This window comes from Hyalangium sp., assembly GCF_035629615.1.
Lineage (GTDB): Bacteria > Myxococcota > Myxococcia > Myxococcales > Myxococcaceae > Hyalangium.
Genome location: NZ_DASPHO010000844.1, coordinates 1 through 5,739, shown reverse-complemented (window position 1 = coordinate 5,739; position 5,739 = coordinate 1). Strand labels below are relative to the sequence as shown.

Sequence of the window (5,739 nt, the reverse complement as noted above, 5' to 3'; positions counted from 1 at the left end):
TTCCACGAGTCCGTCATGAAGGTGAAGTACTTCTGCACCTTCTGGGTGTCCACGGAGGTGAAGCCGGCCGACTTGCACAGCGCGGCGATGCGCGAGTTGCCGAAGTCCAGGAAGCTCATGTCCGCAATCTGGGCGGCCATGCTCGCCTGCCGCGAGGGCCGCTCCTGGCCGGCGAACCACTTCTGGATGTGCTCGAGCAGGTAGTCAGCCAGCTCGTTGGCCAGGGAGAACACCTGGTCGATGTCGCTCAGCGCTTGCTGCTCCTGCTCGGGCGTCAGGTCCAGCTCGAGCGAGGCTGAGCCCCACTGCCCCGTGTACAGCTGGGTGCGCAGCGCATCGAGGCTCACCAGGTGCTTGCGGGTGCTGGCCTCCAGCTCGCGCGCAATCTGCTCCAGCGCCACCAGGCTCACCTGCCCCACCGACTGCAGCGCAAGCAGCAGCGTCTGCCGGCGCAGGGGCGTGGCGGAGCGGGCCATGGAGATGAAGTCGTAGAGCACTTCGCGAACCGGGCTGCAGTCCTCACCCCACAGCAGCTGCAGCATGGAGTTGAAGTCGGAGACGGAGTACAGGTCCAGCAGCTGCAGGTCCTTGAGGAACGGGGCCCAGTGCGGACTCTCGGCGCCCTCCTGCTGCGCGGGGGCCTCCTCACCGGTCAGGCTGCTGGCCAGCTCGGCGGAGCCCATGACGAGCGGCGCCACGCACGGCAGGAAACGGAGGCGATCCTGGGGAGAGAAAGACGAGTCCAGCAGGAGGGTCACAAAGGGAGAAACGGCGAAGCCCTGCTGCCTCTCCTCCAGTTGGCTCATCACCTTCTTCATCGCGCTCCCTCCGTGGAAACCAGCCCCGAGTCTTGTGCGGGTGCTCTTGCTTCGCTCCCCCCACCTTTCCAGGGCGTCCCTGAGGTCTCTTCGGACCACAGCGAGCCGTCGATTCGTTTTAAAGAGTAGCGCATTTTTCCATTGGGGTCAAAGCGCTTGAGGCAGGACCGTAAACTCCGAAAAGGGGCAGTGTTGGATTGTGAATAGACGCTGCCTTTGGCCCTGCCGGGGCCTGGGGCTTCGTGACCAAGGAAGGAAGCCACCCATGGAGGCAGGGGAGATGTGGCGCGAGTCATGACCGAGTCTTCGCTGCGACGAGCGGGAGCTGGCGAAGCCCTGAAGCATGACACGGTGCGGGTGGTGGCCGAGGTCACCGGCCAGGTGGTGTGGGCCCTGACTCCGGAGGGCGAGCTGGCGGATGACAGCCCCAGCTGGCGTGCGTTCACGGGGCAGGGCTGGGAAGAGGCCCAGGGTCGCGGGTGGGTAGACGCCATTCACCCTGAGGATCGCGAGGCTGCCGAGAACGTGTGGCGGGAAGCCCGGGCGCAGCGACGGCCGTACGAAGTCGAGTACCGCGTCCTCCGGACGAAACACCGCTACACGCGGGCCCGCATGCGCGGCGCGCCGCTCCTGGACTCCGAGGGCCAGGTGCGAGAGTGGATTGCGACGCTTGCCGAGGTCTGGGCGGATGAGTCCGTGCGCCGGAGCGAGGAGCGGCTCCGGCTGGCGACGCAGGCGGCGCAGGTGGCGGTCTGGGAATACGACTTCGTCGCCGGGCAGATGACCCGCACGGAGAACCACGACGCGCTCTATGGATTGGAGCCGCAGCATGTCTGGCAGTACGACCTCTTCACGAGCGCGACCCACCCCGAGGACCGGGGGCTGTCGGACCGCATCGTGCAAGCCTCCGTCGCGCCCGGAGGCCCGGATGACTACGCCTTCGACTTCCGGGTGATCTGGCCGGACGGCTCCCTCCACTGGCTGGCGGTGTCGGGCCATGTCTTCGCGCGCGACGCCTCCGGGCGCGCGACGCTGGTGCGGGGTGCGCTCATCGATGTGACGCGGCTCAAGACGGTGGAGGCGGAGCTGCGCGAGGCCGTCCGGGTCCGGGACGAGTTCCTCCAGATTGCGAGCCACGAGCTGAACACGCCGCTGACGCCGCTCTCGCTCAAGCTGTCGAACCTCCAGCGCCTGGCCACGGCAGGCCCACCCCGCCCGGAGATCTTGACACAGCACCTCGAGGTGGCCCAGCGGCAGGTGAGGCGCCTGTCCGCGCTCATCAAGGATCTGCTGGACGTGACGCGGCTCTCACGGGGGCAGTTGCAGCTCTCACCCTCGGAGGTCGCGCTGTCAGAGCTTGTGAGGGCGGTGGTGGAGCAGCTCGCGGTCGAGGCGCAGCGGGTGGGCTGCGAGATCGAGCTGGTGCTGACTCCGGACGTCATCGGCCACTGGGATCGCGGCCGGATCGAACAGGTCGTCGAGAACCTGCTGGGAAACGCGCTGAAGTACGGGGGCGGAAAGCCGGTCCGGATCGAGGTGACGGCTCACGGGGACCGCGCCCGGCTCACAGTGCGGGATGAGGGAGTGGGGATCGACGCGGAGGCGCTGCCTCGAATCTTCGACAAGTTCGAGCGAGCGGCCTCCGCGCGCCATTTCGGGGGGCTGGGGTTGGGCCTCTTCATCGCGCGCCAGATCGTCGACATCCATGGAGGAACGCTCCGCGTCTCGAGCGAGCCCGGACGTGGAGCGACGTTCCTGGTCGAGCTGCCGCTGCGGCGCTGAGGCGGCAGCCCGCTACTTGGGCTTCATGGCCTTCATGCGGCGCTCCATCTCCTCCGGGGAGACGTCCTCCATGTGCGTGGCGATGGTCCACTGGTGGCCGAAGGGATCGCGCAGGGTTCCGGAGCGGTCGCCGTAGAACTGGTCCTGCACGGGCCGCTCCTCCTTGCCGCCGGCGGCGATGGCCCGCTTGAAGATGGTGTCCACGTCCTCAATGTAGATGCAGAGCCCGACGGGCGAGCCGCCGATCGTCTCGGGGCTGCGCGCGCCAAACTCGGCGTTCTCATCGCCCAGCATGATGATCGAGTTGCCGATCTGGAACTCGGCGTGGCCGATCGTCCCGCCCGGGCCCTCCATGCGAACCAGCTCCGTGGCGTTGAACGCCTTCTTGTAGAACTCCAGCGCGCGGGCTGCGCCCTTCACGATCAGGTACGGCGTGACCGAGTGGTACCCCTCAGGAATTGCCTTGGCCATGGTTCCCCTCCAGGTGTGTACGGCGTGGTTGCCTGCTGCTCACAGCGGCACCTTCACTATGTCTGCACTGAACGCCTGTCAAGGCATTGGATGCGTGTTGTGGAACTACCCACAGGGTAGTCCCACAGCATCCCAGGGACATTCGCGCTAAAAGGGGGCGTCCAGTCCGGAGAGCCCGCCATGGTGGATACCTACCGCCGCACCACCCGATTCAGCGCCGTGGGCCGTGTCCTCGGTGGCCAGGATCGCTACGAGAAGGAAGCACAGGAGGAAGATCCGGCCAGCCCGCTGGCGGCGATGAAGCGAGAGCGGGTCGCGGCGGCGGTGCTCCCGCCCAGCGGCAAGGGCAGCTTCTCCGATCGCCTCCAGCTGAAGTCGGACCCGGGCAAGCCGCGCAAGCCCTGAGGCTCGAAGCACGCCCCCCGGTTCTCCAGCGTGGGTGGGGCGAGACCTACGCTCGCCGCACCAGCACCCAATGGCTGGGGCCAACCCAACAGTGCTCCGCAGGCACACTGCCGGCGTCTGGGCGCAGCGGTTGGTTGTAGGTCTCCCGGAGCCCTCACCCCCGTCCCGGGGCTTCGGGGGAGGGGGAGGTGCGAACGCGGGCCAGGTTCGATAACAAGGCCTGACCTTGCGCGATCGCGACGGCATCCTGACGACAGGCAGGAGGGGCCACCGGCCCTCGAGCCGGCATGCCCGGGCCCTGGGCCCACGCTCTTGGGCCCTCTCGCTCATCACGGCCGCGGCCCTGGGCCTGCTCGTCGCCGTCGCCACCACCAGCCTGCCGTACCTGGTCTCCTCGCCCACCACCGATCCTCACTTCGGTGCGCTCAACCACTGTCTGACGGGGGCCTTTCCAGGCCCTCGGCTGGGCTGGGCGGTGGCTCCGGATGCTGCGCGAGCGGCCACCTTCGGCGCACGCGCCGTGGCGCTCTGCCGCAAGGAGGGCCCTCCCACCGTGTTCTCCGCGCCCGGAGTCACCGCCATCACCTTCGATGGCGAGGGGCGGCTCTGGGTGGCCACCCGCGAGCACTTGCTGCGCCAGGACGCCGAGCAGCTCGTGCCCATGGGGGACCTGGCCCCCGTGGCCCTGGCCGGGCATGCGGCCGGGGTGATTGCCCTGGACGCGGAAGGACAGCTGCTCTCCATCTCGCCTGGAGGCGAGGTGCTGGGGGAAGCGAAGCTGCCCGCCACAGGAGCTCTCTCCGTGGGCCCGGGAGGCCTGCTGGCGGCCGTGGTGGTGGGCGGCGGTGTGGTGGCCTACGAGGCGCGCACCCTGGCGCCCCTCCGGGCCGAGGCCCCCTGCCAGGTCGAGGAGCTCTGGTGGTTGGACACGCCCGAGCGCATCCTGCTCTCCTGTGGGCCGGACCAGGGGCTCGCGCTCACGCTCGATCTGAAGACAGGGGAGCGTGCCGAAGCACCGCACCGTTACCGCACGCCTGCACGACGACTCTCCGGGCTGGCACTCTACGTTCAAGGGTGCGACGGACTTCCTTGCACGGCTCCAGCCCCCTGAGAGCGTTAGCAACGGGGCCCCCAGGTTCCCCGCTGTTTTACTGGGAGCATGGGCCCTTGATTTGAATGAGGTTGAGTTCTGAACCGTTGACCAGAGCGGCTCCGCTCAGCAGTCGACAAGTCTCTGAACTCCTCTAGAAGCTGGCTCTGATTGCGCGCCCCCTTGGAAGCGCGCTTCTTCTCATCCTCAGCTGAGGTTCATCTCCGTGGACTCGAAAGACAACTTCTCTCCTGATGGCAAGAAGCGTGGCGCCCGCCGCAAGGAGCAGGCTGCCGGGGCAGAGACTCCCCAGACCGACCCGAAGCACCCGAGCAACCGGGTCAAGTCCCGCTTCACCGGCGTGAAGGCCGAAGAGGGAGGAGGGCCGCCTGCCACCGAGGGGGCCGTGAGCTCGAATGGCAACGGCCAGGGCACGAAGCGCAACGGCAACGGCAAGCACGCGGGCGATGGCGCCAAGGGCCGGGTCGTGGCCTCGCGAGGAACCCGTCCGAGCGAGCCGCTCTACCCCCTGCTCACCGCGCTCAAGTCCGCCGAGTCCGGGGACTTCAGTGTGCGGCTGGCCGAGGACTCCGGCAATGGGTTGCTGGACGAGATCGCCCACGCCTTCAACGGCCTGGTGGGCCGCAACGCCACCTTCACGGACGAGATCGTCCGCGTGGAGCGCGTGGTGGGCCGCGAGGGCCGCATGGGCGAGCGCGTCTCGCTCGGAGAGGTGAGGGGCGGCTGGGCCACCAGCGTCAACTCCATCAACGCGCTGATCGGCGACCTGGTGCTGCCAACCACGGAAGTGGCCCGCGTGCTCGTCGCGGTGGCCGAGGGTGACCTGACCCAGAAGATGGCGCTCGAGATCGACGGCCAGTCCGTCAAGGGCGAGTTCCTCCGCATCGGTACCACCGTGAACACGATGGTGGATCAGCTCCGAGCGTTCGCCTCGGAAGTGACGCGCGTCGCCAAGGAAGTGGGCAGCGACGGCAAGCTGGGTGGCCAGGCTGAGGTGAAGGGTGTCGCGGGTACGTGGAAGGACCTCACGGACAACGTGAACATCATGGCCTCCAACCTCACCGCCCAGGTGCGAAACATCGCCGAGGTCTCCACCGCGGTGGCGCGAGGAGACCTGTCCCGGAAGATCACCGTGGACGCAAAGGGCGAGGT

General features: G+C 68.0%; 6 protein-coding genes. 4 read left to right on the top strand and 2 right to left on the bottom strand.

The window, feature by feature from the left end; genetic code table 11:
- Positions 1-818: hypothetical protein (locus VD972_RS42415; protein ID WP_324995272.1), on the bottom strand; the 818-nt coding region annotated here is incomplete at its 3' end.
- A gap of 294 nt (positions 819-1,112) precedes the next feature.
- Between VD972_RS42415 and VD972_RS42410 the strand changes: the two genes are divergently transcribed.
- The gene (locus VD972_RS42410) at positions 1,113-2,600 is read left to right on the top strand and encodes a PAS domain-containing sensor histidine kinase (RefSeq protein ID WP_324995270.1); all 1,488 of its coding nucleotides are present in this window, start codon (positions 1,113-1,115) and stop codon (positions 2,598-2,600) included.
- 12 nt (positions 2,601-2,612) lie between these two features.
- Here VD972_RS42410 and VD972_RS42405 read toward each other — a convergent pair whose 3' ends face one another.
- Positions 2,613-3,071 (bottom strand): VOC family protein, encoded by a 459-nt coding sequence (locus tag VD972_RS42405; RefSeq protein ID WP_324995268.1) that lies wholly within the window; start codon positions 3,069-3,071, stop codon positions 2,613-2,615.
- A gap of 180 nt (positions 3,072-3,251) precedes the next feature.
- Between VD972_RS42405 and VD972_RS42400 the strand changes: the two genes are divergently transcribed.
- The 3 genes from VD972_RS42400 to VD972_RS42390 all read left to right on the top strand — a co-directional run.
- Positions 3,252-3,476, top strand: coding sequence for a hypothetical protein (locus tag VD972_RS42400; protein ID WP_324995266.1), 225 nt, complete (start codon positions 3,252-3,254; stop codon positions 3,474-3,476).
- Between the two features lie 226 nt (positions 3,477-3,702).
- On the top strand, positions 3,703-4,587 hold the full coding sequence (locus VD972_RS42395) for a hypothetical protein (protein WP_324995264.1): 885 nt from the start codon (positions 3,703-3,705) through the stop codon (positions 4,585-4,587).
- Positions 4,588-4,792: 205 nt separating this feature from the next.
- The coding region (locus tag VD972_RS42390; protein ID WP_324995263.1) for a HAMP domain-containing protein at positions 4,793-5,739 on the top strand (947 nt) is incomplete at its 3' end.

Coding starts and splice junctions, on each gene's coding strand:
- VD972_RS42400 (WP_324995266.1), top strand. CDS start 3,252: ATGGTGGATACCTACCGCCGCACCACCCGATTCAGCGCCGTGGGCCGT.
- VD972_RS42405 (WP_324995268.1), bottom strand. CDS start 3,071: ATGGCCAAGGCAATTCCTGAGGGGTACCACTCGGTCACGCCGTACCTG.
- VD972_RS42410 (WP_324995270.1), top strand. CDS start 1,113: ATGACCGAGTCTTCGCTGCGACGAGCGGGAGCTGGCGAAGCCCTGAAG.